Here is a 26,104-nt window from a genome sequence, read left to right on the forward strand (position 1 = left end):
AAGTTGGCCAGTGGCGGTCGACTGCGTGATTCGGTGCTGTTTCACGCACAACGGACGACTTGAAGTCCACCCAGGCGATGATTGCTATGGGTGGACTTTTGTTATCTGCAGCGTATCCGATGAAGGCATACGCACAGGCTTTGGTGTTGAGCAAAATCGACGAGGGCGTCTTCGCCGGGGGACATGTACGTGTCCTGTGGTGAAGGCGCCCTTTTTGCGTCTGTAGATCGGAGGCGAATGAGATGAAGAGTGTTCGCATATATTATTGCTCAAATTTATTCGAGGGGAATTTGGTTCCAGCCGAACTTGCCGACATGGGGATGCGCGATGATGTCATAATCGAATCAGTGCCGTGCGGTGGCAGGATCGACCCGCGCTACCTCCTCAAGGCATTTGAATGCGGGGCAAGTGGTGTTTGCGTGCTTACCTGTCCTCTCGGTGAGTGCAGACTGATGGAGGGCAATATCCGGGCGATGCACAGGGTCGAGCTGGCGCGTGAGTATCTGGCAGAGGCCGGTGTCGAGCCGGACGCTGTTGAAATAATCGTACCGAGCGAGCGAAGTCAAGAGGCTATCAAGACGGCGATAGACAAAATCGCGTCATTTGTCGGCCAGGAAAGCTGCGCCGCTCAAGAGGTGATGGCATAAATGAGTGAAGGACTTTTTGCACAGGCTGTCAAGGATGGCCGGTTTATAGTGACGGCTCAATGTAATCCTCCGCAGGGCGCAGACGCAAAGCAACTTGATGTATGCGCCTGCGCTCTCAAGGGTTCGGTAAGTGCGCTTTACGCACCGGAGTGTGAGGATGGCATACGGCTTTCGAGCCTTGCCGCTTGCGCGCATCTGGCAAATAATGGAATCGAGCCGATAATGACGCTTACGACCAGAGATCACAACCGCATTGCCCTGCAGTCGATGATCCTGGGTGCGGCTTCGATGGGGATCAGCAATGTTTTCTTCACTGCAGGTCGGCATCAGACTCTTACTTCGACGGGCTCGGCCAAGGGCGTATTTGATCTTGATCCGATTCAACTCATGCAAATCGCAGACGCCATGCGCAAAAATGGCAGCCTATCCGATGGCCAGGTTATTGATGCTCCGGTCGAACTGATTCTGGGCACTGACACCAATCCTTTTGCCGAACCTGTCGAGCTAAATGTGATCGCGCTGCAAAAGGCGGTAAGCGTCGGTGCGGATTTCGTTATTACTCAGCCTGTATTTGATATCGATAAGTTCAACGCCTGGATGAAAGTTATCCGTGAGCGTGGTTTGCATGAAAAAACAGCCGTCATAGCATCTGTTATGCCGCTGAGTTCAAGCGCGCAGGCAGTTTCACTTGCCGAGAGATATACGCTGCCTGATGTTATTGTAGATAAACTCCAAACGTCAGATACGGGCAAGCAGATGGCTGTCGACACGGTTAAGAGCCTCAAGGAAACAGACGGTGTGCGCGGTATCAATCTGATGGGCGACGACGTCGAACTAATCTCAGATATCATTAAATCAAGCGCGCTCGGGAGTTAGATGTTATGCCGGCTAAATACCATATACAAACACATCCCGAGCCGCCCAGACACAAACCTATCGGCAAATACTGCATTATTGATTGGCGCGAAGACTGTTCAGCTTGTCACAATTGCGTGAAACGCGAGTGCGCCTATAGCGTTTACAACGATGAACGCGACCGCCTTCAGCATATCGCCGAGGACTATGTAGAGTATCTCTACGAGTGCAAGGGATGTCTATGCTGCGTGCAGAGCTGCACCAAGGGTCTGCTCACTCAGCAGGTCAATCCCGAATATCTGGCGATGGGTGATGACGTCTGGACGGCGGATATCATATCCAGCACCTGGTTTCAGGCCGAGACGGGCAAGATACCAGTCTCTGGCGCGGGTTATCCCGGACCGTTCAGAGGACCCGGATTCGACTCGATATTGACTGACATGTCCGAGATCGTCCGGCCTACACGCGACGGCATCCATGGCCGCGAGTATATCAGCACTCATGTCGATGTCGGCCGCAAGCCTATGAAGCTGGAGTTCAACGCCGACGGCACCCTGAAGACGGATTTTCCGACGCAGGTCGAGATTCCTCTACCGGTTATATTTAACATGATGCCGTGGCATTCTCCCAGCGCTAAAGTCTCGCAGGCTATTCTTGATGCCGCCAATGAACTCGGAACATTCGTAATTACAGATGATCCAATGCTGACGGCAAACGATGCTGCTATGCCCCATATATCCAAGGATGCCAAGAGCGAGCCTGCAATCTCCCGGCTGGCTCAGTGGAACGACTGCCCGGGTGTAATGGACAAGATCAAGGCAGCTAAGTCTTCCAACCCGAGTTTGGTCGCTATAGTCAGACTCCCACTGGAGTCTGTCGGCAGGGCTGTCGAACTTGTTAAGGCCGGGGCAGACGGGCTGCATGCCTACGCCGACTGGGAGGGTGCTGCAGGTAACGGCAAGCACATATCCATCGCCGTTCGCGATCTGCATCATGCGCTTATCGCTGCGGGAGTCCGTGATCAGGTAACCCTTTTCGCCAGCGGCGGGATATCGCTGGCCGAACATGTAATAAAGACTCTGCTTTGTGGCGCGGACGCTATATGCGTAGATGTTCCCCTTATGATTGCGCTTGAATGCAGAGTGTGCAAGAACTGCACCCAGGGGATCAAGTGTCCTATCGGCCTGGCGGATGTGGATCACGACTACGCCGTCCACCGGATAGTAAACCTGATGGGCGCGTGGCACTCTCAAATGTTGGAGATGATGGGCGCTATGGGGATCCGTGAAGCCAGGCGGCTGCGCGGTGAGGCCGGTAGAGCGATGTTCTTTGATGATTTGGAACGCGACTGCTTTGCGCCGGTTTTCGGCAAGAGAGTGGAGGTAAAATAATGTCGATTACAATAGACCCCCACAGAAAAGTTAAACCGGCACCCGATACGGGTCTGCCGGGGCCGGTTCGTGAAGTAAAGCCCGCGCCGGACCGCTGGCGCAACTCGCTCGGCAAGTACAGGGTCAGAAGATTTGACGAGCTGTGCATAAAATGCGGCAAGTGCGCAGAGATATGCCCTCGTGGGGTGCATGTGATGCCCGAAGGCTACGCGGGTTTCAAGAGGCCGTTCGACAGCAGGTGCACGGCCGGCATTTGTAAAGAAAATGGGACCTATTGCGTCGACGTGTGTCCCCAGAAGGCACTGCGTATTGAGACACTTCCTTTATATGAGTCTCTCGGCGACTTTCGTTGGACGGCGGACCTGATTCTTTCAACCTGGTATATGGCTGAGACCGGCGAAGTGCCGGATGGTGAACTCAATTACATAACAGGAAACTCGGGCGGCGGGTTCGACAAGATCGACTTCGTATTTCCTGAAGGCGGCAAGCAGACCGATCCGAAAGAGATCAATACATCCATTCCACTCAATCGCAGGGAGGATGGCAGACCCAAGATCACCATCGATCTGCCTATATACGGCGGCGGAATGTCATTCGGGTCAGTCAGTCCTGTGACTATTTTGAGCAAGGCTCGCGCTGCTGCTGCTTGGAACATCTTCTCCTGCACCGGCGAGGGCGGTTATATCGAGCGTCTGGTTCCATATAAAGACCATATGATTACCCAGGTCGCGACGGGTCTGTTCGGCGTGCGCGAAGAGACCATAAGGCGCGCGCGGATTGTCGAGTTCAAGTATGCGCAGGGTGCAAAACCGGGTCTGGGAGGCCATCTGCTGGGTGACAAGAACACGCCCGCCGTTGCAGCTATGCGTGGAGCCGTGCCCGGAACGTCGCTATTCTCGCCGTTCCCGTTCCATAGTGTCTACTCAATTGAGGACCACAAGAAGCATATCGACTGGATCAGACACGTCAACCCTAATGCACTGGTATCGGCCAAAGTTTCCACTCCTGTAGACGTAGATATGGTTGCTGTGGGGTCATATTTCGCTGGAGCCAATATAGTCCATCTGGACGGCAGCTACGGCGGGACCGGTGCAGCTCCCGAGATCGCCAAGAAGAACATTGCTATGCCGATTGAATACGCCATTCCTAAGGTCTCGCGGTTCTTGGTTGAAGAGGGAATTCGGGACAAGGTCACTCTCATCGTAAGCGGCGGCATTCGGACGGCATATGATGTGACAAAAGCGATTGCCCTCGGCGCGGACGGTGTAGTTATCGGCACGCCCGAGATGGTTGCGCTTGGCTGCATAAGGTGCGGCAGGTGCGAGTCCGGCAGAGGCTGCGCGCGTGGTATCGCTACAACAGATACCGAGATGGTCAAAAAGATGGACATCGAGTGGGGCACACAGAGACTTATCAACATGCTTCACGCATGGCGCACTCAAATAGTGGATATTCTAAGCCGGTTCGGCATGAGCGATATAAGCGAACTTCGCGGCAGGACTGATTTACTAAAGCATCAAGATTATGAGTAAACAGGCCATAGGTAACAGGCCTCAGATTATTGCCTGTTGCCTGTTACCTGTTACCTAAGGACTTAATAATGGACGACTTTGCGGACAAGTTAAAAAATAGCAGGCAGTGGATGATGGAGGGCTACAGCCCGTCCGAACCGCCGCACACCGAGGAAGAAGGCGGATGCGGAGTTACAGGGTTTGCCTGTTCCATACCTGTCGGCGGTAGGCATATATATGAGCCGTCCGTGCAGATGCACAATCGCGGCAACGGCAAGGGTGGCGGAATCGCAGCTGTGGGTATGGTGCCGGAGCAGCTCGGCGTTTCAAGGGATATCTTGACCAATGACTACATCCTGCAGGTCGCTCTGTTGGATTCATCTGCCAGGAATGCAGTCGAAGCGGACTATGTTAATCCCATGTTCGATATTCATCATGCCGAGCAGGTCGGCCACATCGACAACTGGCAGGATATCGAAGGGCTGCCGGTCTGCCCGCCTGAGATCTGCCGTTACTTTGTAAAACCAAAGAAAGACGTGCTGGCTGCCTTTGCACAAAAGCGCGGCCTTGATGGCTTATCCCAGCGTGATATAGAGGAAGAGTTCCTCTTCCAGAACGCATTTGAGCTTAACAATAAGTATTACGCTGCTATGGGCGATAAGCAGGCGTTTGTGATGAGCCAGGGCCGCAACATGATGATTCTCAAGATCGTCGGTTACGCCGAGCAGATCGTAACATACTATCAGCTAGAAGACTTCCAGGCGCATGTTTGGATTGCTCACCAGAGGTACCCTACACGCGGACGTGTGTGGCACCCAGGCGGCGCGCACCCGTTCTGCGGAATGAATGAAGCCTTGGTGCATAATGGCGACTTCGCGAACTACTATTCGGTGTGCGAATATCTGGCTCAGAGAAATATCAAGCCGCTGTTTTTGACCGATACAGAGGTTTCTATTCTGGTTTTTGACCTCTGGAGCAGAGTCTATAAGTATCCGTTGGAATATATCATCGAAGGCCTGGCACCCACCAGTGAGCGCGACTTCGATATGCTGCCGCGCGAGAAGCAGGAAGTATATAAGCGGATCCAGCAGGACCACATCCATGCATCACCGGACGGCCCGTGGTTCTTTATTATCGCCAGAAATGATGTCGACAACGATGCGTTCCAACTGCTTGGTATCACCGATACGGCTATGCTCAGGCCGCAGGTATTTGCTCTGCAGGACGGTGATGTCCAGATCGGCCTAATTTGCTCAGAAAAGCAGGCTATTGATGCTACTCTAGCCAGCCTGGCGCGCGAAGACAGCCGGTTTTGCAAGATAGCCGACAATTATTGGAACGCCCGCGGCGGCAGTTATACTGACGGCGGAACGTTCGTCTTCACTCTCAAGCATAAGGACGATGGATCATATAAACTGAGCTGCGCAGACAAGTTCGGCAGGCAGCGCAAGGCAGACAGTGGAGAACGAAAAACAGGTGAGCCTGTTTCTATAGATGAAGTATCTGCAAATATTCCGGCGCTGCTTGCTGATGAGAGTGGGATGTCGCTCTTTAAGGCGCTAAAGAAAGCTACGGCTGGAATGAGCCTTGAAGAATTCAAGAGCCTGTGCGGCTCTATTATCTCCAGCATCGAGAGCGACGACCAGCGTCCCGCTGCAATCAATGGCTTAACGCTTATGATCGACCGCCGCTATCCCACCGGCCTGAACAGACATGCAAGAATTGTCGAAGCTGTAATCAATACGCTCACGGCTATATTTGAGTCGGTGCCGTCCATAGTAAACGGCGGCAGTTCGAAATATGTCCGCGTAGACTGGGAGACACGCGACGCAGTAAGGGCTCCGATTGGCGATGAGGAAGTGTTGATCGTCAACGGTCATGACTTCCCGCCGGAGGGCGATGAGTGCGACGCCCGTCTTGTCTACGAAGCCTATGAAAAAGGCTGGAAGAGGTTCATCTGCCACAGCTATATCGGACAGAGGTTCCTTGGCGCAGGCTTGGGACCTGGATCGATCGACTGCCGGATCGACGCTTACGGCAGCACCGGTGACTACCTTGCATCGGGGCTTGACGGCGCGGTGATAGTTGTCCATGGCAATGCTCAGGATCAACTCGCGCAGATCATGCGAGGCGGCAAGCTGGTAATTCACGGCGACGTCGGCCAGACATTCATGTATGGCGCAAAGGGCGGAGACGTATTCATCAGAGGCAATGCCGCGGGAAGACCGTTAATCAACGCGGTCGGCTGCCCGAGAGCGATCATAAACGGCACATGCCTGGACTTCTTGGCTGAGTCGTTTATGGCCGGTGACCCGCTGACTGGCGGCGGGTTCGTAATACTGAACGGCGTGAAGCTGGACAGCGACGGCAACATCATCGATCTCGATACGCCATATTCAGGCTCGAACCTGTTCTCGCTGGCATCAGGCGGCGCTATCTATGTCCGTGATCCGCACAGCACTCTCGATGATGAGCAACTCAACGGCGGCGAGTATTATGAGCTTACCGACGCCGATTGGGAGTTGATTGAGCCTTATCTGGAAGAAAATGCGCGGCTCTTCGATATATCCGTCGACCGTCTGCTCACCGTGGACGGGACAACTCTAGAACCCAAACAGGTCTATCGCAAGGTCGCTCCTGCGCGCAAAGCTGTTCCGGCGGGTCTTGCAGACGATGATGCAACGGGCTATGACGAAGACGACGGCCTGGGCGGATAGTTCTAATTTAGTATATCGGATTTTGTATTGATTATTTGATGAGGACTTAAATGAGTAACTCGGCAACGATTACAAAAATAGATCAGAGCCTGCTTGAGAAGCTCGACCCCAAGGGTGAGCTGAACCTGGCGTCCTGTCTGCAGTGCGGACGATGCTCAGCGGGATGCACGATGCGCCTGGAGACAGACATTCTCCCGCATCAGATGAACCGGATGGTACTGCTGGGCATGGAAGAAGAACTGCTTTCGAGTAAGGCCATATGGACATGTGCGTCGTGCCATACATGCGTGTCGCGTTGCCCGATGAAGGTCAACACTCCAGCGCTTGTCGACAGGCTTCGCGAGATGGCCAATAGCGCTCCGACTCAGGATCTGGAGAAGATCAGGACCTTTAATGACGAGATGCTCAAGTCGATGAAGCTCTTTGGGCGGGTCTACGAGATGGGCATGATGGGATTTTATAAGATGCGCACGCGGGATTTCTTTAGCGATCTGAACAAATTCCCGACCATGCTCGCCAAAGGCAAGATGAAGATATTCCCGCCGCGCACTCGGGCGCGCAAGGCGGTCGCCACTATATTCAACCGGGTGCATCGTGTACGGAGGGCTAAATGATGAAGTATTCATTCTTTCCGGGCTGTTCCATGGAGTCGACCGCTCACGACTTTGAGATGTCCACCCTGGCGGTAGCAAAAGCCTTAGGAATACAGATGCATGAGCTGCCGGACTGGAGCTGCTGCGGTTCGACCCCGGCGCATGCCACAGATTCGCTTTTGGCTGCGTCTCTTCCGGCTCGGAACCTGGCTATAGCACAGGAACTCGGCAGCGACCTGATCGTCTGCTGTGCATCATGTTACGGCAGACTGGCGACAGCCAGCCGTGACCTGGCTCAGGATGCAAACCTTCGTGCTCAAGTCTCTGAGATTATTGGAAAAGAATACGCTGGAAAAGTGAGGGTCAGACACTTTTTGCAAGTGCTGCGCGACGACTATGGCATCCCGGAGATCAAGGACAGCGTGGTCAAGAGCCTGGATGGTCTTAAGGTGGCATGCTATTATGGCTGCCTGCTCACCAGGCCAAAAGAACTCAGCATTTTGGATGATCCAGAAGACCCGCAGGTGCTGGAAGACATTCTCTTAGCGATTGGGGCTGATCCTGTTGAGTGGCCATATAAGACAGAGTGCTGCGGCGCCAGCTTTTCGATCACTCGCACCGATACCGTAAAGCACCTGGCAGGGGACATACTTCGTATGGCGAAAAAGAGTGGGGCAGACTGCATAGCAGTGGCGTGTCCTCTGTGCCAGAGCAATCTGGATTTGCGCCAGTCCGATATTGAAAAAGAGACCGGCGAGAAGATTGACCTGCCTGTGTTCTTCTTTACCCAACTCTTGGGTAAGGCGCTCGGGCTTTCGGACTCTGAGCTTGGAATAAACAAACTAATGGTAAGCCCCAGTTTTACCATTTGATATTTAGTATTTTATATCTATTATTTGTGTGTTTTTTGCGCTTTCGCAATTAGTGAGGCTGATTATGGCAATCAATAAATCGGAAAATGACCCCGTGGGGGCGGTAATGGTCGCTGGGGGCGGCATAGCCGGGATTCAAGCGTCGCTGGACCTTGCGAACTCTGGTTATAAGGTCTACCTGGTTGAGAAGTCGCCGACAGTCGGCGGCAAGATGGCTCAGCTCGATAAGACCTTCCCAACGGGCGACTGTGCCACTTGTATCATATCGCCGAAGCTGGTTGAATGTTCGCGAAACCTCAATATCGAAATAATCCCTCAGTCTCAAGTGGAAGAGCTTTCCGGCAAACCGGGCAATTTCAAGATCAAACTCAAGCAGAGAGCGCGATTTGTGGATATAAATAAGTGCAGTGCCTGCGGCGACTGCGAAAAAGTATGCCCGATAAATGTGCCGGACCCGTTCAACAGGGGCCTTTCTAGGCACACGGCGATCCACAAAGTGACCGCCCAGGCAGTGCCGAATGCGTATGTAATCGAAAAGCGAGACAGGCCGCCATGTGTGAGCGCCTGCCCTATGGGCCAGAACGTGCAGGCTTATGTCGCCCTCATCGCCAAAGGTAAGTTTGCAGAGGCAGCCGAGATTATCAAGCGGGACAACCCGCTTCCGCTTATCTGCGGTTATGTCTGTCATAGACCCTGCGAAAGCGAGTGCCAGCAGGGAAGATACGGTGAACCCATATCTATCAGAGACCTCAAGCGTTTCGCTATTGAGCATGCTCCAGAAGGGGAGAAAGCCGACGCCCAACAGCCGACACCCAACGCCTCCAAGGTGGCAATAATCGGCTCAGGGCCAGCGGGTCTTGCTGCAGCAGACTATCTGGCTAGAAACGGCTATGCAGTCACGATTTATGAGGCTATGGGCATGCCGGGTGGTATGATGAGGGCAGGCATCCCTGATTTCCGCCTCCCGCGTAATGTGCTCGACAGCCAGATCAAAGATATTCTTGACCTGGGCGTGGAACTCAAGTGCAATTCGCCTATCGGCAAAGATATAACGATAGACAGTCTTCTTAATGATGGTTACAAGGCTGTGTTTGCAGCAGTCGGCGCTCAAAAGAGTACTGATCTCGGAATAAAAGGTGAAGAGCTTAGGAGCGTAAGGCCAGGAATAGAGTTTATCAAACAGGTGAACCTGGGCGAAAAGGTCTCGCTGGGCAGCAAAGTTGCCGTCATTGGCGCAGGTAATGCGGCCATGGATATAGCGCGGGCAGCTGTCCGCCTGGGCTCAAAGGACGTCACAATTGTCTACCGCCGGACCAAGCGCGAGATGCCCGCCGACCCGGTCGAGGTTGAAGACGCCATCAAAGAGGGAGTTAAGTTTGTCTTCCTCACCAACCCCAAACGGTTCGTGGGCAAAGACGGCAAGCTCACAGGCATCGAATGCTTGGATATGAAACTCTCGGACGAGCGCGATGCATCCGGCAGGCGCAGACCTGTTGCGGTCGAGGACTCCGAGCATATTATTGACTGTGATGATGCGATCCTTGCTACAGGCCAGATGGTGGACCTGAACTTTATGACCGGCTGTGAGCTTGGAGTCAACAAATGGGGTCTGCTCAATGTGGACCGTGTGACCCTTGCCACCGATAAGCCCGGAGTATTCGCGGGTGGCGATGTAGTTGCAGGTGCAGGGACTTTGAGCGAAGCTGTAGCTGCAGGCAAGCGTGCCGCAGTTTCGATAGAGAGATATCTCAAGGGCGAAGATATGGCCGAGGGGCGAGATGCCGACAGCCGTATCTGGACAGACGATAAGCACCGTGAACTCGAACTTGCCCAGAACCGTGAAAAGCGTCTCAAGAGCAAGCGTGTTCAGCCGGACCAACCGGATGGTTCATATTCCGAGGCAAAAGCGATTGAAGAAGCCAGCCGGTGCCTGGCATGCGGAATCTGCTGTGAATGTGGCGAGTGCGTCAAAGCATGTCTAGTCAAAGCGATAGATCACAATATGAAAGACTCCTATCGTGAGCTGGAGGTCGGGGCAGTCGTGCTTGCTCCTGGTTACGAAGAGTTCGACGCCAGGCTGCGCGGAGAGTTCGGGTTCGGTAGATATGCGAATGTCGTCACCAATGTCCAGTTTGAAAGGCTGCTTTCTGCAGGAGGCCCGTATCAAGGCCACCTCCAGAGGATATCGGATGGTAAAGACCTCAAGAAGATAGCTTTCATTCAATGCGTTGGCTCGCGTGATGCAGCCAACAACCGGCCATACTGTTCTTCGGTCTGTTGTATGGCAGCAGTAAAAGAGTCTGTGGTTGCGCAGGACCATACACCGGGGTTGGAGACTACTATCTTTTACACAGACATCCGCGCATTCGGCAAGGACTTTGACAGATACTACGAGCGCGCCAAGACTGGCGGTGTACGCTTCGAGCGCAGTCAGATATCGCGTGTAGTTGAGATGCCGGATACTAAGAGCTTAAGGCTTTCATATCTCAAAGACGGCAAGCCGGTCGATGAAGAGTTCGACATGGTGATCCTCTCCACAGGCATGAGACCCAGCGAAGAGGCTCTGCGCACTGCAAAAGCAGTCGGAATTGAGCTAAATGAATGCGGGTTCTGTAAGTCGGATGAGTTTGCGACAGTAGCCACCAGCCGTGATGGAATCTTCGTGGCCGGTGCATTCCAGGAGCCTAAAGACATTCCTGAGACAGTTACTCAGGCGAGTGCTGCTGCAGCCATGGCAATGGAGATACTCTCGCCAGCCCGTGGAACACTGGTCACGCACAAACAGTATCCAAAAGAGCGCGACGTCATCGACGAAGTGCCCAGAATAGGCGTCTTTATCTGCCACTGCGGGATCAACATCGCAAGTGTGGTGGATGTGGAGAAAGTCGTCGATGCGGCCAAGACTATGCCGTTTGTCGCTTTTGCCGACCACCAGATGTATGCCTGCGCGGACAATACTCAGGATTATATGAAACAGATCATCGATGAGTATAACCTTAACCGTCTGATTGTAGCATCGTGCACACCTCGCACCCATGAGGCGCTCTTCAGGGAGACAGCCCGCGAATGCGAACTCAACCCGTATCTGGTGGATATGGCGAATATCCGTGACCAATGTTCATGGGTCCACTCGAAGGAGCCTGAGTCTGCGACCGCCAAAGCCATCGACCTGGTCAGGATGGCTGTCGGCAGATCGGCAAAGCTGACTGGTCTTGAAACAGAGGAACTGCCTGTCGTGCAGACCGCTGTAGTGATCGGTGGCGGATCCAGTGGAATGAGTTCGGCATTGAGCCTTGCAAAGCAGGGCTTCCTAGTCAATCTGATAGAGAAATCAGATAAGCTCGGCGGAAGGCTTGCCTCAGGTAAACTACGGGATAAGCTGATCGCCGATGTCGAGAAGCATCCGATGATAAGAACGTTCCTATCGTCGAAGGTCGAAAAGCTCAATGGATTCGTCGGCAATTTCACCAGTGAAGTAAAGACGCCCGAAGGAATGGTAGAGATCGAGCACGGCGCAATGATCGTTGCAACAGGTGGACGCGAGTATAAGCCGACTGAGTATCTCTATGGTCAGGACAAGCGTGTCATGACCCAGCGTGAGCTTGAGAATAAGTTCTCGCTGGTGAGTGAACTGGCCGCCAGACCTACTGTAGCTATGATCCAATGCGTGGGCTCGCGAAATGAGCAGAGACCGTTTTGCAGCCGGTCTTGCTGCACTGACGCAGTCAAAAACGCAATCCGTATAAAGGAGATGCGGCCGGACGCGAAAGTGGTCGTACTCTATAGAGATATGCGAACTTACGGCTTCAATGAGCTGTTTTACCAGAAGGCTCGTGAGATGGGTGTTATTTTCCTGAGATATGACCCTGAGAACCCGCCGGAAGTGGCTGGCGGCGACAAGCTCAATCTCAAGTTTATGGAGACTGAGCTCAACACTCCAGTAAGTCTGGATGTGAATATGCTGCTGCTTTCAGTCGGCACATCGCCTGCGGTGGAAAATCAGGAGATATCTGACCTGGCGAAGCTCCCACTCAATGCGGACGGTTTCTTCCTGGAGGCGCATGTAAAACTGCGCCCTGTGGACTTCGCATCCGAAGGTATATTCCTTTGTGGAAGTTCTCATTCACCCAAGAGCACAATAGAGAACATTCAGCAGGGCAGGGCCGCAGCAGGAAGAGCCGCAACAATATTATCAAAGAAGACTCTGACTGTTGGCGGCCAGGTGAGCGTAGTGGACACAAGAAAGTGCGTATCGTGTCTGACATGCGTGAAGGTTTGTCCATATGGCGCACCTGAGGTGAGCAAAGTCAACGGCAAGAACCGGGTCGAGATTCAGGCGGCTAAGTGTATGGGCTGCGGGAGCTGCGCTTCGGCATGCCCCGCCAAGGCCATTGAGCTGCATCATTTTATGGACAAACAGGTGAAATCCGCTATTGAGGCGCTGCTTAGCACATAACTAGAGAACTAAGAATTGAGAGTTCGATCATATGGATAATTTTGAACCAAAAATACTGGCGCTGTGCTGTCATTACTGCGCATATGCCGCTGCAGACCTCGCAGGTTCCATGTGGCTGCAATATCCGGCAAATGTGCGTGTACTGAGGCTCCCGTGCACCGGCAAGGTGGACCCGGGCTATATCATGACCGCATTTGAGAAGGGTGTCGATGGCGTGCTCGTGGCCGGCTGCCTCGAAGGCGGTTGTCACTTCCAGGAAGGCAACCTGCGAGCACGAAGACGCGTCGAGCTTGTCCGGGAGATGCTGGATGAAGCCGGAATAGAAAAAGACAGGCTGGAGATGTTCAATCTCTCCTCCGCTGAAGGACCCAGGTTTGCTGAAATAGTCGGGATAATGGCCGACCGGATTAAAAAACTCGGGCCGAGTCCGCTCCGTGCCAATGCAGAAACCAAGGAAAGAATAGTCGTCTCAACAAAATAGCGCTAATGCAGTTACGGCTCGGCAGGAACATTTCATCTGTTGCCCATTGCCTGTTGCCTTAGGAGATAAAAATGATCGTTGCACAAAGAAAAAATATTAAAGAACTGAAAGATATCCTGGCGCAGTACAAGCGCATACTGGTGCTGGGCTGTGGTACATGCGTCACTGTCTGTCTTGCCGGCGGCGAGCGTGAGGTCGGAATGATTAGTTCTGCCCTGCGGATCGCATACAAGCTCGATGAGCAGGAGCATGATATACAAGAACTGACAATCGAGCGCCAGTGCGAAAACGAGTTCTTCGAGGACGCCATAGAGGCTGTCCAGAACGTAGACGCAGTGCTCTCGCTGGCCTGCGGAGCAGGCGTTCAGGCAACGGCCGAAAGGTTCCCGAACACTCCAGTGTACGCCGGGCTGGATACCAAGTTCATCGGCATCTTGCAGGAACAGGGCGTCTGGACTGAAAAGTGTGCGGCTTGTGGCAAGTGTGTATTGGGTGAATACGGTGCAGTCTGCCCGATCACTCGATGCGCAAAGAGCCTGCTCAACGGTCCATGTGGAAATGCACGCAACGGCAAGTGCGAGGTCTCACCCGACCAGGACTGCGGCTGGCAGCTCATCTATGATCGCCTCAAGGCCATCGGCCAGCTCGACAGGCTCAATGAGATAGTCGCTCCACAGGACTGGTCAAAGAGTCATTCGGGTGGATGCAGGAAGGTCATTCGTGAGGATCAGCGTATAACTTTACCAGGATAGCAAAAAAACCTTTTGCAATACAATTTTCTTGTGGCGAGAATATAGGGCGAAAATTTCAAAGCATAAAGGCTCTGTTACTTGCAGATAAGAAGTGACGCTGTGTATAATTGAACATCACATATGGAGCACAGACACAATGTTGATAACTGATCGCGCATTATCTCCTCCTTGATCTTGATCTTCGGATGTTCCTCAACGCCTGATAGAGCATATCAGGTGGTATATTTGTTCGCCTCGTGGTCCTCCAGGTTCTGTAGAAATGATTTTCATCGTTGAGTGCTGCAACACAGCAAGGTTATTCATTTTTACAGAAAAGAGGACACTATGATTAATAAGAAACAGAGCAGCGAATTAAAGCTGTTTCTTGGGCAAATATATACCTACAGCTTCTTCAATGAGTTGATCTTCATCTATGCATTCTATGCGGTGATGTTCAGTGATTATGGTCTCAGTGCCATCCAAATATCAGTGCTGCTTGCTGTATGGTCCGCAGTTACATTCATCTTGGAAATACCTTCCGGTGCATTGGCAGACAAATATTCCCGCAAGAACATTTTGCTATTTGCACAGGCCGCTAAAATCTGCGGATATATATGTTGGATGCTCCTGCCTACATTTTGGGGATTTCTTGTAGGCTTTATTTGCTGGGGAATACGCAGCGCATTTTCATCAGGATCATTTGAAGCATTTGTCTTCGATGAATTATCACACTACAAGGAGCAAGATGACTATGCGCGCATTATCGGACGCATTAAGAGTCTGTCTACAACTGCAGTTCTCGTATCAGGCCTATCGGCAGCATTGATGATACACTTCGGCTACAGGATTGTTATCCTGGCCGGTCTATTTCCTCTCGCAATCTCCTTCGCAGCCATATTGTTTACTCATCCTGCAGAACGAGCGGAATCAACAGCAGAGGTACATTATCTCGCACTTCTTAAGGAAGGTGTTCGGGAAACATATAGAAACCATACTGCCAAACGCCTTATTGCGTTTCTCGCTTTTGCAGTTGTCTTCTTTCCAACTCTGGAAGAGTACTGGAGCCTTTTTTATAAATCGGCGGGTATGCAAAAAGAAGAAATTGCCATTCTCACTTCCGTGGTATCCGCTGCAATGGTTATTGCGGGTCTTGTTGCGCACAAAGTCAAATGGCTTTCAGAAAGAGCCTCTTTCTTTGTGTACTGCTCGTGCGGTTTCATTCTCCTTGTCGCGGCATATTATATGTGTCCGATCAGCGTCATAAGCATTCCAGCCATATGCTTCCTTTGGATAGTCATTGAGGTAAATATCGAATGCAGACTGCAGTATGCCATCGAGAGTGATGCAAGGGCAACAGTCCTGTCCGTTCAAGGTTTTTTAAGTGAGGTTATGGCAGTGGTAATCTATCTCGGGTTCGGCGCTGTAGCTACTGGATATGGTTATCGGACCGGATTTATGGTCTCGGCAATTGTAATAATAGTGCTCGGCGTGTTTAGCATTTTCTGCATTAAGATCGATAGTACCTGCAGTAACAAACCCGGAGGTCCAGCATGAATCCTACTGAGACTTGGATATTAGAAAACCTAAGACCGACCAAAACAACCAGCGCAAGACTTATATCGGACAGAAGCGAACTCCAGTCAGGAGGTCAATTGGTTGGTATCTATCAGGAGCCAACGCCTGAAAACACTTATCATTGGCGCGATACGGCAATTTGTGAGGCTTTCGCTGTAGCTGTATGCGGAACAGATCGGGTTATTATGGATGTTGGTCCTGGTGATGGTTGGCCGAGTTTGATAATTGCGCCTCGCTGTGCAAAGATTATTGGTATCGACCCTTCAGATAAAAGGGTTGGAGTGCAGCGAGGGAATGCACAGCGTCTTGGCATATCGAACTGCGAGTTTCGCAATATGGACATACAAGACCTGGCATTTCCAGACAATACATTCGATGGTGCGGTGGCGGCTTCTTCAATCGAGCAGGCTGATGACCCGATAAAAGGGCTGACGGAGATATATCGTGTTTTAAAGCCGGGAGCAAAGCTGGCGATGACCTTTGAGAAATATGATGATGAGGTAGACACAAACTCTGAGGAAGTATGCGTGGAGATTTCCGAATCTGAATATCTGCTTTCATATCTGGTCTGCGAGTCAAAGGCACTCCGAGAAGCGCGGTATGCCATATGGTTCGATCACAGTATACTTCAAAATAACGAAATCCGTCAGATCGTTAACTCCATTCAGGCGTCGGGGTCGACATGGCTAGCAGACCACAGCTTAATCGAGCTTCTCCGCTGCCTGCAAACGAGTATTGTGAACTCGTGCTACTACGAACTACATCATTTTTCACTCAGATCACTTGGGAACGCACTTGCAAAGATTGGTTTTACAGATATACGAGGTTTTGGCTGTGACATAAACTCTCTGATGCCGTTTGCTGAGTTTGCCATCACTTCGGGCATTGCTCAAAATCTCAAAGAAACCTTTATGCAGGTTAGCAGTTATTTCGGCGCGGCATCTGTGCGTTTTGCTAAATCCGGCGTTGGTGACTTTACAATTGCAACCAAGCCTATATAGTATTATCTCTTTGTGGATGCCTCCAGACATTATGCTGCCTGAAGGCAACCGCTATCACTTGTTACTGAGCATCTCAACAAATGCCTGCACTCTGGTCAGGAGCTGACCGGCATCGTTGGCCGAAAAGTCGGACTCCAATGTTAGCATAGGTATTCCGGCTTTCTGCAAAGATTTTTCGATCTTAATAGCCTCAAATGCGTATGGCTGGCAGAATGCCAACGAGTAGTGCATCACACCGTCGGCCTTGAGATCGCGCGCCATCTGGGTAATATCGGTCGCACGCTCCGTGTTAGGAGTAAAGCATGCGCAATGAGTCTGCATCAACCTCTCGGATATGGCCTTTAGCTGCCCGTCGAGAGTGTCGTCATCGGCAGGTGTTGTAGTTGAGTAATATCTGCTTCCAACACATGATTCTTCTCCCACCATGACCCCACCTGCCTGCTCGACTATGGTCGCGATCTTCCAGTCCGGCAGAGGCAGTGGCGTGCCCGAGTAGAGAATTCGTGGCGTGCCTTTTGGGAATACTCCCTCATCTTTCGCAACTCGCGCTTCGAGTTCGTCTGCAAGCTCGTTTACCTTGGCAGTAAAACGATCCATATCATCGTAGAAGGCGATCTGCTCTATCAGCAGAGCATCGCGTCCCGAGATAGGTACCGGATCTGCGGCTCTGGCTGCATTGAAGCGGCGCATCGCACGCTTCTTCGCTTCAATCTTCTTTGTAGCTTCAGCAAGTGCGCTGGAACTGATTTTATTGCCGGTAAAGACTTCTATTTTGTCTTTGAACTTGCGAATCTCAGCCAGGAATAGCTCGTGTGCTTTATCAGATTTTGTCTGCGGAAGCTCCATTACAAAAATTGGATGAAACTCGGCCAAAACCTCATACATTTTCTTCTTGCCGTCGCATGTTGTCTCACCCACCAGCAGGTCCGAAGACTGGATATATGGGCATGTGTCGCTGACTTTGAAACCGAGCGAAGCCCTGATAAGCGGACAGGCGCCCTCTGGAATAAGGCCGCCGGCATCCGGTATGGCAAAATCGGCTCCCGCACACAGGCCGACCTGGATAGCTCCGGCAGCTATCACGATGTCCTCCGGCACAAAGACGCAAAACGCGCCTATCACTTTTCCACCGGCCTTTCGATGTTCATTCAACTCTTGAATGCGCAGACCATGAGCTTCACTGACGACGAAGTCGAAGTATTTCATCGTCTCGGGGCGGTTATGCTGCGATAGAAAATACTGGCTGTAGGCTCCTCCCAGGATTTCGAGAAGCTGATCGTGGCGCTTGAGGTCCATCCCCAAGTCTGTCCACATCTGTCTGTAGTCTGACATGCATATTCCTCCTTGATCTGCGGCCCCCAATCACGCATGCTTGTATTACCGCTTTGTCCAGAGAGGAACAATCGGCAGGGCGTGGTCGCGGCCAATATTAATCACTTGATACAACCCGTGCACCGCTGTTGCGGATACTCACGTTTTGCAGCGTGTAAATACCACTGCCCTGCCTCCTTTCATTTAGTTGAGAGTGGAGGGTGGAGAGTTAAGAGCCGCCAGATATTAAGCCAGCGGCTTCTCCTTACTAATCCCTCCAGGTAAGATACCTGTAGTGATAAAATCTTACCTGGAGGGACAAAGCTAATAATATATAGAAGCTAAGACAACGACCTCTTCCTATCCTCCAGCTTTTGTTTCTTTTCAGAGAGTTCGGCTATTATCCTCTTTTCTTTCTCTATAATAGCAGCAGGAGCCTTTGAGACGAAACCTTCATTTGAGAGCTTGCCTTGCGACCTGGATAGGTCCTTTTCGATAGATTTCAATTCATTATCTATCCTGGCTAGTTCCGCTTTGCACTCTTCGTCGCTGAGTTTGGGAACACTCATAAAGAACGTCCCGAAGTTTGGAACAGTCCCTGCTATATGGCTCTCAAGGTCACAAGGAACGTCAGTCAGCTCGATCACAGCGCCGGAGAGGCTCTCGATGAGAGTCTTTTCATGCTCGGTCAGCTCCCTGCCGGAGGACGGCTGGAACGCCATTACAGTCGACTGACGGATCGGAATATTCTTCGACGCTTTCAGCTCTCTGGCAGTCCTGGTACCGTCCATAACAGCATTCATCTGCGCTTCAGCCTCACCATCAAACATACTCGAATCAGCTTCAGGATACGGCGCAAGCATTATGCTCTCGCCCTCATGAGGCAGAGCCTGCCATATCTGCTCGGTGATAAAAGGCATGATCGGGTGCAGCAGCCGCAGAGTGGATTCCAGCACGTAATACAAAACTGACTGTACCTGACGCTTCTGATCATCGCTGTCCCTGAGCCTCGGCTTGGCCAGCTCTATATACCAGTCACAATACTCGCTCCAGAGGAACTCATATATTGCGCGGGCGGCTACGTCCATGTTGTATGTCACCAGACTGGAGTTGACTGTCTCGATCACACGGTTCAGTCGAGAGAGTATCCATCTGTCCTCTAATCGGAGAGCATCCTTATCAAAACTCTGTCCATCATAGTCCTCAAGGTTCATAATCACGAACCGGCTGGCGTTCCAAATCTTGTTGCCGAAGTTGCGTGTATCCTCCACGCGCTTATCGGAGAACTTGATGTCCTGGTTCATACCTGTCTGCTGAATCAGAGCGAACCTGAGAGCGTCCGCCCCGAATCTGTCTATGAGATCGAGCGGGTCAACACCCGTCCCAAGCGACTTGCTCATACGTTTGCCCTCTTCATTGAGCACCGTAGCGTAGATATACACATCCTTAAAAGGAATCTCGCCCAAATACTCCATGCCCGAAAAGATCATTCTTGCGACCCACAGGTATATGATCTCGCGCGAGGTCACCAGCACATCCGTCGGATAGAAATAATCGAGTTCCGGCGTCTGCTTCGGCCAGCCCATTGTCGCGAAAGGCCAGAGAGCAGATGAAAACCATGTGTCGAGCACGTCCGTATCCTGGGTCACGCCGGAGTGGCCGCATTTGAGCTTGCTTATAGCATCCGACTGGCTCCTGGCGGCGACAACCTCACCGCACTCGTCGCACTTATAGATCGGGATCCTGTGACCCCACCAGAGCTGGCGGGATATGCACCAGTCGCGGACGTTCTCCATCCACTCGATAAATATCTTCTCATAGCGATCCGGGTGGAACTTGACCTTACCTTGCTTCACCACATCTATAGCCGGACCGGCAAGCTCTTTCATCTTGCAGAACCACTGCTCAGAGAGCAGAGGCTCGATTGTGGTGTGGCAGCGCTCACATGTGCCTACTGAGTGCGAATAGTCCTCTATGTGATCGAGCAGACCGAGTTTGTCCAAGTCATCGACCACTTTCTGGCGGGTCTTGAACCTGTCCAGACCTTCGTAATCCGTTCCAGCTTCCTGGGTCATCGAGCCGTCGGGACCTATCACAACAATCTGCTGCAGCTTGTGGCGCATGCCTATCTCGAAGTCATTGGGGTCATGCGCGGGAGTGACCTTCACAGCGCCTGTTCCGAACTCAATATCCACATGCTCATCTGCTACAATCGGGATCAAGCGGTCAGTAAGTGGCAGCCTGACATTCTTGCCTACCATATCCGCATATCGCTCGTCTCTTGGGTTCACGGCAACTGCCGTATCACCCAGCATTGTCTCAGGCCGAGTGGTCGCCACTATGACATATCCAGAACCGTCTTCGAGGGGATATCGCAGGTGCCAGAGATGGCTGTGCTGCTCAACATATTCGACCTCGATATCCGATATGGCTGTGTGGCAGCGCGGACACCAATTGATTACTCGCGCGCCGCGATATATATAGCCCTTGTCGAAGAGCCGGATGAACGATTCCAGAACAGCGTCGGTGTATCCGGCGTCCATCGTAAAACGCTCACGCTCCCAGTCGAAGGAGAAACCCATAGTCTTGAACTGGTGAATGATCTGGCCGCCGTATTCTTTTTTCCAAGCCCATACGCGCTCAAGGAACTTCTCCCGACCCAGATCATGACGGGTCAGACCCTCCTTGGCAAGCGCCTGCTCCACCTTGTTCTGAGTGCCGATGCCGGCATGGTCGGTGCCTGGCAGGCAGAGAGTATTGAACCCCTGCATCCTTTTCCATCGGGTCAGGACATCCTGGATGCTGTAACAGAGCGCATGGCCTATATGCAGCGAGCCGGTGACATTGGGTGGCGGGATAGTGATGCAGTATTTATCCCTGCCCTCGTCCGGCTCGGCATGGAAATAGTTCTTGTCCAGCCAGAACTTATACCATTTATTCTCGACATTTGTCGGGTCGTATACTTTCGGCAGCTCTGCCGCCTGTTTTATGTTATCATTCATCGCCTACTCCTCAGTATCTTTCCCTCCAGGCAGGATACCCGGAGGGATAAATTACTTATCTGTTGCCTGTACCTGTGCTCTGTTACCTACTCTATATCTGCTCAATAAAATATTTGTCACGCCTCATGGCAAACCAACTGCCGAATATAAACCCCCAGAACATAGATGCGCCTATGCCGAACTGCATCAACATATATGTGGTCTGAACCTCTGCCTGAGACATCGGGTTATATGCATCGTTTTGCAATGTACTCAGGATTGCCCCACACAGCAAGAACGCCGCAATGCCCGATATCACCGCGCATATCGGTCCATTTATTACATAGCCATAGAGACGTCCCAGTCTCATCCACACAAACTCCAGAGAAATTTTGGCTCCCAGAAGACCGATTAGTACAGTCCCGACTCCTCCCCCAATCGATACCCATAACTTCAACGAGGATGAGCCGACCAGTTTATAGTAATTCCAAAAGAGATACAGGCCAATTGCTGTAATTATGATCGCGGGTACTATCCAGACAAATGTGCGCGTCCAAAACCATGACCTGGCTTCATAATAGTCCAGCTCTTCATCGACCATCAGATCACCTCTGAGCAAATAAAAAGCCCCGCCATCCCACTACAAGGACGACAGGACTCGTGATACCACCTTGATTTCTCTGCTTAAATCAAGCAAAGCTCATGTTGCTGTAACGGGCACACCCGGCAGGTTCTAATAGGAATAAATCCGTTCTTCCCGCGGCAAGCGAGGCGACGTTCGAGCGGCACCTGCCGGAAGCTTTCACCGACCGCTTCCTCTCTACGGACATTTACCGCCTACTCTTCCCCGCGCCTATATGTTCAATTATTGCTCTTATTCTAGCGCGTTTAGGCTGACTTGTAAAGCTGACGCAATTCGTACATCACCAATGCATTCGTGGTATCATAATATAAATGTTCACAAAGATAACGAGGCAAAATGGAAACACATAGGCTCGCAGGATATCGCATTATATCATTCTCTGAAGCAAACAAAAGCTCTCTTCAAGAAATTGCTGAGCAACTATTGCCTCAGCAAAACAAAATCCTTGATGAATGGCTGCGCTTGCAGAGCCGGGCATGGCAACCACCCGGATTCAGCCGGAGTGACTTACGCAACCTCTTCGACAAAATCCTGAGTGTCATACTTACACGTATGGCTGGCCGTGAAATTGAGTTGTGTATTACCGAACTTGAAGATATCGGCACAAACCTGGCTAAGCATAGGTATCCGTTCCAAGGTTTGATAGTCAGCATCCACTTTCTGGAACAAAGCTATACGCCTTTTCTGCTCACAGAGCGCTGCGAGAAGACACAGGAATGGTTCATAGCAATGGACGAGTTCCTGCACGCTGCGCTGGCGGCAATGGCAACCTCTTACTTTGAATCATATAGAAAAGAACTCATAGAGGAAGCTGAGGTCGGCCGTATTGTGCAGGAGGGACTGCTGGCGGAGATTCCGAAAAAGACTTTTGACCTTGAAGTGGCTCATATATATATTTCCGCACGAGAAAAGGCGCGTCTGGGCGGTGACTTCCTGGACTTTTTCACTCTTGACGGGGGTGGAGCGGCGTTCATAATAGGCGATCTCGCCGGTCATGGGCTGGATGCTGCAGCAGATTCGGTAATGCTGCGATCCCTCTTCAGAGGCTTTGTGCGCGAAAACGCTGATTTGGCAGATGCAATGACCCGAGTCAACCGTGTCTCTGATTCCGAACTCAAGTCCGGCCTTTTTGCGACGGCTCTGGCTGTCAAATACGAACCTTGCGGACGACTGTCCCTGGTAAACGCGGGGCACTGCCATCCCATTGTCTGCGACGGCAAATGTCATCTTCTGGAACTCGGAGGCAACGCTCTTGCAATAAGGGATGACTCGAAATATGAACTTGCAAGATTTGATCTTAAGCCGGGCGGTGTGTTTGTTGCATACACAGACGGTTTGATAGAGGCTCGCAACAAAAAACGCGAATTTTTCGGCGAATCGGGGATAATGACGGCTTTGTCAGAAGCTCATGATGCAACTGCAAGAGCTATTGCTGAGCATATAGTTGACAGGTCACTTGCATTTGCCGGAGGAAAGTTTGCCGACGATGTCGCGATATTGGTCTTCAAACGTAAGAAGGATGATTGTCGTGGATAGACAAGTGGAGGTCATAGAGTCTTCAGATATACAAGATATCGAAAGACGCATTGGCGCAGCCACTGAAGAGGGCAGAAACTGGACCTATCGTGAGGTCCAAAGCCCTGTTTGGATTAACTTCATTATCTCCATTACTATCGTCGTGTTTTATGCCGGTGCGGTCTTTACCCCGGAGAAAGTGCTGCCAGTTATAATAGGGTCGTTTTGCATTGCCTTGCTTGGCGGGCTGAGAATACGCGTCAGCTCCAAAAGTGTGCAGGTCCGACTGGGAATATTTGATATCCCGCTGCTCACACTAAAGATGGAGGATATCGAGCAAGTCGACGTTCATCGGCTCCCGCCGCTTGTCAATATCGGTGATTGGAAAATACACCTTTGCAGGCAGATGAAAACCTATTGTCTCTGTGGAAAACGTGGGGTCAAACTCACATCCACTCGCTCGAAACAATATCTGATCGGCTCTGACAACCCGGAGCTATTGGCTGAAGTCATACGGATCGCGCGGCGGATGACCGGGTACTGATCTCAATCACACCCGCAGAGCAGTCCAGAGTCACATGATCGCCGTTTTGAAGCGCGTCCACCACCCCTTTGCATCCAATTATGGACGGAACACCATATGTTCTCATCACCGATTCGACTCCCGGCTGCAGGCATTCTCCCTGAGCAATAAACCCTCCAGCGGTTGCAAGGAATGGAGTCCATGCCAAGGTTGGCGATTCAACCACAAGAACCTCACCGTGCTCAATCTCGCCCGCATCTTCAACACTTAGTGCTTTTCGCACTCTGCCGGTAACAGAACCAGAACAAATGCTTGTTCCAGTAAATACCGATGCAAGAGATGGAGCCGTTTCCACGTCATCATGCAGAATATCAGGGGGACTGAGCCGGTCTTCAAGCCAGATGTCATGCTTACGCTGAGCCACAAGTGCTGCCATTTCTTTCTCGCGGTTTGCACCTTGCTGTTCGATAAGTTCGGCAATTTCTGATAGGATGAGATAAAATACATCATGCTTGTCTGCCATCACATTTGCATTTTTCAGTTTGCGTCCAAGCTCGATAATCGTAAGTCTTAACTGGGCTTCCGCTTTTGCAAGCGCGATTTCGCACTCATTTCCGAGTGAAAGCCACCCTCTGGTGAGGCGGAGAGTTTTTTCAAAACCAGCCTTTTTAGCCGCCCCTATCACTTTTTGAGCCTCCGCTACGGCTAGACGGTAATCATCTTCCGTTGCACAATGAAGTGTTATCAGGCTGGCGCAATCCTGTCGACGGCTCATGGCCGCAATCATTCTGAAGACTGTATCGCCGTTTTCGATCCAACTCTCCCAGGAAGCGATGTCATATGCATCATCAACACAAGTGAATGAGTGGCCATATTCCAGGGCAAATCTCTCGACATCTGCTTTGTAGCTCTTGCGCCACGATGGATCATCCAACTTGCCGGACTTCTGAGCAAAGCAGAACTGATCTGCAAGCTCCTGCAGATGCGCATCACGCATTATCGCATCTCCCGGCAGCCATCCTAACAATCTGCTAAATGTGTCTATATCGCATTGATCGATTATTTGGCGAAGATGCTCAACAAACAGATATCCATAGTGCCTTGCGTCTGACATCCACTTTAGCAGGCTGCTCACGTCACCGGCCAGCTTTTGGGCACGTGCGATCAAATCAGTGTCGCCTGAGAAGTCAAGTCTCTTTAGCGACTTGCCTGTTTTGGTCTGCCAGTCTTCAAGCAGCCTGAAACCCTCAGCCATCTGTCTGCCGGCATTGTCTAGTCCACAGCGCTGCTGCTCGTAGACATATCCATTGACAACACGGACTTGCCCCGACGCCAACAGGCTCTGTCTTGAAAAGTTCGACACAGGAAATGATGCCAGTCTTTTCCACACACCATCATGCTCATCATCGCCATTGTCGGGAAAGTATGGAGGAATATTGCTCATCGGTCTTGCCTGCAAGAACCACAGCTGGTCCAGGTCGTATGTCCATTCAAGCTCAACAGAAGAGCCAAGTGTCTTTTCTACTACAATTGCCTTTTCAGCAAGCAGGGTTATGACACTCTCTCCAGGTGAGTTTGCCAGGTCATCACCACTTGCCACGGCGGACGGATTGTGTAAATCCACTGTGAAACACGAAAGGTCGGCTGCATCTGCGGATGATGAGCAGGAAATTATGATACGGTTTCGGTTGCCGGTCACCAGGTCTGCAGTCAGGGCAGTGCCTGACCATTTGCCTTCCATCATCTGCTGGATGATTATCGCCATAGCCGGCTCGGATGTTATGGCGTGGCGCGCTCGATATGCGGCTGCCTTACCACTCCACAGCGATGCCCATACACGCTTGATCGCCGCTTTGAGAGCATCCTGGCCTGATACGTTCAAAATGCTTTCGTATGCGCCGGGGAAACTTACCTGCGCCTGACTATCCTCGATTGCCGAAGACCTGACTGCGACCACAGGATTCTCAAAACCCAGTTGCAGCGACAAGCGCTGATAAGCATCCGCAATCGCCTGCCACACATCTGCCGGGATTTCGGCGGAGATGATGGCCTCGCGGATCTTTTCCCTGTCTTCAGCTTCGGCCAGGGTGGAGGCAATTTCACGTGCGCCGCTTGCCCATAGGTGGCAGCGATATGCATCGGCGCTGATGACAAACCCTCTCGGGACGACAAAATGCGCTGCGATCAGCCTGGATAAGTCGGTCGCTTTCCTGCCTGCCCTGCGCAGAGGTCCTGCTTCAACGAGCGGTATTATCAGTGAAACATTGGATGATGTCATTTGATGCTCAGTAATTATATGAA

Annotated in this window: 18 protein-coding genes and 1 other annotated feature; of the genes, 14 read left to right on the top strand and 4 right to left on the bottom strand. The window is 51.7% G+C overall.

Annotation, left to right across the window (positions count from 1 at the left end; genetic code table 11):
* Nucleotides 1-242: 242 nt before the first annotated feature.
* The 12 genes from LLG46_00850 (at nucleotide 243) to LLG46_00905 (ending at nucleotide 16,830) form a co-directional block, all read left to right on the top strand.
* A complete protein-coding gene (locus LLG46_00850) occupies nucleotides 243-647 on the top strand; it encodes a hydrogenase iron-sulfur subunit (GenBank protein ID MCE5321843.1) in 405 nt (134 codons plus the stop codon).
* Nucleotides 648-1,523, top strand: coding sequence for a methylenetetrahydrofolate reductase (locus LLG46_00855; protein MCE5321844.1), 876 nt, complete (start codon nucleotides 648-650; stop codon nucleotides 1,521-1,523). It abuts the gene before it with no gap.
* A gap of 5 nt (nucleotides 1,524-1,528) precedes the next feature.
* Complete coding sequence (locus LLG46_00860; GenBank protein ID MCE5321845.1) at nucleotides 1,529-2,893, top strand: hypothetical protein; 1,365 nt, start codon at nucleotides 1,529-1,531, stop codon at nucleotides 2,891-2,893.
* Entirely contained in the window at nucleotides 2,893-4,425 is a 1,533-nt protein-coding gene (locus LLG46_00865) for an alpha-hydroxy-acid oxidizing protein (GenBank protein MCE5321846.1), read from the top strand. The genes LLG46_00860 and LLG46_00865 overlap by 1 nt, the downstream gene beginning before the upstream one ends.
* A 68-nt stretch (nucleotides 4,426-4,493) precedes the next feature.
* A complete protein-coding gene (locus LLG46_00870; protein ID MCE5321847.1) occupies nucleotides 4,494-7,121 on the top strand; it encodes a glutamate synthase in 2,628 nt (875 codons plus the stop codon).
* A 50-nt stretch (nucleotides 7,122-7,171) separates the two neighbouring features.
* Nucleotides 7,172-7,735, top strand: a complete 564-nt coding sequence (locus tag LLG46_00875) for a 4Fe-4S dicluster domain-containing protein (protein ID MCE5321848.1) — start codon at nucleotides 7,172-7,174, stop codon at nucleotides 7,733-7,735.
* The gene (locus LLG46_00880; GenBank protein MCE5321849.1) at nucleotides 7,732-8,586 is read left to right on the top strand and encodes a CoB--CoM heterodisulfide reductase iron-sulfur subunit B family protein; all 855 of its coding nucleotides are present in this window, start codon (nucleotides 7,732-7,734) and stop codon (nucleotides 8,584-8,586) included. The genes LLG46_00875 and LLG46_00880 overlap by 4 nt, the downstream gene beginning before the upstream one ends.
* A 64-nt stretch (nucleotides 8,587-8,650) precedes the next feature.
* Nucleotides 8,651-13,042 (top strand): FAD-dependent oxidoreductase, encoded by a 4,392-nt coding sequence (locus LLG46_00885; protein MCE5321850.1) that lies wholly within the window; start codon nucleotides 8,651-8,653, stop codon nucleotides 13,040-13,042.
* Between the two features lie 31 nt (nucleotides 13,043-13,073).
* The gene (locus LLG46_00890; GenBank protein ID MCE5321851.1) at nucleotides 13,074-13,523 is read left to right on the top strand and encodes a hydrogenase iron-sulfur subunit; all 450 of its coding nucleotides are present in this window, start codon (nucleotides 13,074-13,076) and stop codon (nucleotides 13,521-13,523) included.
* Between the two features lie 71 nt (nucleotides 13,524-13,594).
* Nucleotides 13,595-14,275, top strand: coding sequence for a methylenetetrahydrofolate reductase C-terminal domain-containing protein (locus tag LLG46_00895; GenBank protein MCE5321852.1), 681 nt, complete (start codon nucleotides 13,595-13,597; stop codon nucleotides 14,273-14,275).
* A gap of 324 nt (nucleotides 14,276-14,599) precedes the next feature.
* Nucleotides 14,600-15,808, top strand: coding sequence for an MFS transporter (locus LLG46_00900; protein MCE5321853.1), 1,209 nt, complete (start codon nucleotides 14,600-14,602; stop codon nucleotides 15,806-15,808).
* Nucleotides 15,805-16,830, top strand: a complete 1,026-nt coding sequence (locus LLG46_00905; protein ID MCE5321854.1) for a class I SAM-dependent methyltransferase — start codon at nucleotides 15,805-15,807, stop codon at nucleotides 16,828-16,830. Before LLG46_00900 ends, LLG46_00905 begins: the two co-directional genes overlap by 4 nt.
* 54 nt (nucleotides 16,831-16,884) lie before the next feature.
* On the opposite strand, the gene LLG46_00910 is transcribed toward LLG46_00905, so the two are convergent.
* From LLG46_00910 to LLG46_00920, 3 genes are all read right to left on the bottom strand, one after another.
* Nucleotides 16,885-18,162: a 2-hydroxyacyl-CoA dehydratase family protein gene (locus LLG46_00910; GenBank protein ID MCE5321855.1), complete on the bottom strand. Its 1,278-nt coding sequence runs from the start codon at nucleotides 18,160-18,162 to the stop codon at nucleotides 16,885-16,887.
* A gap of 320 nt (nucleotides 18,163-18,482) precedes the next feature.
* Nucleotides 18,483-21,143, bottom strand: coding sequence for a valine--tRNA ligase (locus tag LLG46_00915; GenBank protein ID MCE5321856.1), 2,661 nt, complete (start codon nucleotides 21,141-21,143; stop codon nucleotides 18,483-18,485).
* A gap of 91 nt (nucleotides 21,144-21,234) precedes the next feature.
* Nucleotides 21,235-21,723: a hypothetical protein gene (locus tag LLG46_00920; GenBank protein ID MCE5321857.1), complete on the bottom strand. Its 489-nt coding sequence runs from the start codon at nucleotides 21,721-21,723 to the stop codon at nucleotides 21,235-21,237.
* A gap of 40 nt (nucleotides 21,724-21,763) precedes the next feature.
* Nucleotides 21,764-21,979, bottom strand: a binding site (T-box leader).
* 122 nt (nucleotides 21,980-22,101) lie between these two features.
* Here LLG46_00920 and LLG46_00925 point away from each other — a divergent pair.
* Nucleotides 22,102-23,301 carry a serine/threonine-protein phosphatase gene (locus tag LLG46_00925; protein MCE5321858.1) on the top strand — a complete coding sequence of 400 codons (1,200 nt, stop codon included), beginning with the start codon at nucleotides 22,102-22,104 and terminating at the stop codon, nucleotides 23,299-23,301.
* Nucleotides 23,294-23,824 carry a hypothetical protein gene (locus LLG46_00930; protein MCE5321859.1) on the top strand — a complete coding sequence of 177 codons (531 nt, stop codon included), beginning with the start codon at nucleotides 23,294-23,296 and terminating at the stop codon, nucleotides 23,822-23,824. The genes LLG46_00925 and LLG46_00930 overlap by 8 nt, the downstream gene beginning before the upstream one ends.
* Here the strand turns inward: LLG46_00930 and LLG46_00935 are convergent.
* Nucleotides 23,790-26,081, bottom strand: coding sequence for a hypothetical protein (locus tag LLG46_00935; protein MCE5321860.1), 2,292 nt, complete (start codon nucleotides 26,079-26,081; stop codon nucleotides 23,790-23,792). The two genes, LLG46_00930 and LLG46_00935, sit on opposite strands and share 35 nt — an antisense overlap.
* Between the last annotated feature and the right edge of the window lie 23 nt (nucleotides 26,082-26,104).

The organism is bacterium, assembly GCA_021371935.1.
Lineage (GTDB): Bacteria > Armatimonadota > UBA5829 > UBA5829 > UBA5829 > UBA5829.

What these genes read in the sequence shown, in the direction of transcription:
- LLG46_00850 (MCE5321843.1), top strand. Translation starts at nt 243, where the DNA reads ATGAAGAGTGTTCGCATATATTATTGCTCAAATTTATTCGAGGGGAAT.
- LLG46_00890 (MCE5321851.1), top strand. Translation starts at nt 13,074, where the DNA reads ATGGATAATTTTGAACCAAAAATACTGGCGCTGTGCTGTCATTACTGC.
- LLG46_00855 (MCE5321844.1), top strand. Translation starts at nt 648, where the DNA reads ATGAGTGAAGGACTTTTTGCACAGGCTGTCAAGGATGGCCGGTTTATA.
- LLG46_00920 (MCE5321857.1), bottom strand. Translation starts at nt 21,723, where the DNA reads ATGGTCGATGAAGAGCTGGACTATTATGAAGCCAGGTCATGGTTTTGG.
- LLG46_00925 (MCE5321858.1), top strand. Translation starts at nt 22,102, where the DNA reads ATGGAAACACATAGGCTCGCAGGATATCGCATTATATCATTCTCTGAA.
- LLG46_00935 (MCE5321860.1), bottom strand. Translation starts at nt 26,081, where the DNA reads ATGACATCATCCAATGTTTCACTGATAATACCGCTCGTTGAAGCAGGA.
- LLG46_00910 (MCE5321855.1), bottom strand. Translation starts at nt 18,162, where the DNA reads ATGTCAGACTACAGACAGATGTGGACAGACTTGGGGATGGACCTCAAG.
- LLG46_00870 (MCE5321847.1), top strand. Translation starts at nt 4,494, where the DNA reads ATGGACGACTTTGCGGACAAGTTAAAAAATAGCAGGCAGTGGATGATG.
- LLG46_00875 (MCE5321848.1), top strand. Translation starts at nt 7,172, where the DNA reads ATGAGTAACTCGGCAACGATTACAAAAATAGATCAGAGCCTGCTTGAG.
- LLG46_00865 (MCE5321846.1), top strand. Translation starts at nt 2,893, where the DNA reads ATGTCGATTACAATAGACCCCCACAGAAAAGTTAAACCGGCACCCGAT.
- LLG46_00895 (MCE5321852.1), top strand. Translation starts at nt 13,595, where the DNA reads ATGATCGTTGCACAAAGAAAAAATATTAAAGAACTGAAAGATATCCTG.
- LLG46_00885 (MCE5321850.1), top strand. Translation starts at nt 8,651, where the DNA reads ATGGCAATCAATAAATCGGAAAATGACCCCGTGGGGGCGGTAATGGTC.
- LLG46_00880 (MCE5321849.1), top strand. Translation starts at nt 7,732, where the DNA reads ATGATGAAGTATTCATTCTTTCCGGGCTGTTCCATGGAGTCGACCGCT.
- LLG46_00905 (MCE5321854.1), top strand. Translation starts at nt 15,805, where the DNA reads ATGAATCCTACTGAGACTTGGATATTAGAAAACCTAAGACCGACCAAA.
- LLG46_00915 (MCE5321856.1), bottom strand. Translation starts at nt 21,143, where the DNA reads ATGAATGATAACATAAAACAGGCGGCAGAGCTGCCGAAAGTATACGAC.
- LLG46_00860 (MCE5321845.1), top strand. Translation starts at nt 1,529, where the DNA reads ATGCCGGCTAAATACCATATACAAACACATCCCGAGCCGCCCAGACAC.
- LLG46_00900 (MCE5321853.1), top strand. Translation starts at nt 14,600, where the DNA reads ATGATTAATAAGAAACAGAGCAGCGAATTAAAGCTGTTTCTTGGGCAA.